Below are 586 nucleotides of genomic sequence, written 5' to 3'. Positions count from 1 at the left end.
AGGTTTCCTGTGCAAAAAGCGGAAATACCGCACACATAAAAAACGCGAAAAAAATGATCCTTAAATACTGCATTCTTGGGACTCAGGTAAATTAAAGATAATAAAAATATCGGGCCACCTGCTACTTTTTGAACCTGCGGCCCTTCCATTCGTATCCCGAAAATATAGATAAAATAACGACTGAACTGCTAAAGAAAGGATAAATCATGCTGCTCCAAAAATAGCTTTTAAGGCTGCTTTCCCTGCCAAAGAAGTTTGCAGCTCTAAAAATCAACAGGAAGTCAACGTTAAATTTGAACAGGAACATCCCCAAAAAAACAGTATGGGGAAAAACGCCAAAGATCATGGCAATAAATACTGCGGAAAGCAAAAAGTTCATCAGGAACACTATTAATCCAACAGCCTTCCCAAAACTGTTCTTTGTTGCCGAAGTCTTTCCTGCCCACCTGATGCGCTGCGAGAACATTTGTCCTACTCCTGAAGCCGGGGAGGTAGCGACAACAGCTTCAGGGGATTTTAAAAAGGCAATTTTCAGCCCCTTTTGCTGAAACTTCTCCAGCAAAAAGACATCATCTCCACTGGCAAT

The 586-nt window shown here is 41.3% G+C and carries 1 protein-coding gene; it reads right to left on the bottom strand.

The window, feature by feature from the left end:
- Positions 1-121 precede the first annotated feature (121 nt).
- Positions 122-586: glycosyltransferase family 2 protein (locus HC175_RS16595; RefSeq protein ID WP_369074338.1), on the bottom strand; the 465-nt coding region annotated here is incomplete at its 5' end.

This window comes from Salinimicrobium oceani (assembly GCF_012037645.1).
Note: the sequence above shows the minus strand (reverse complement) of the source record. Positions and strands in the feature narration are given on the sequence as shown.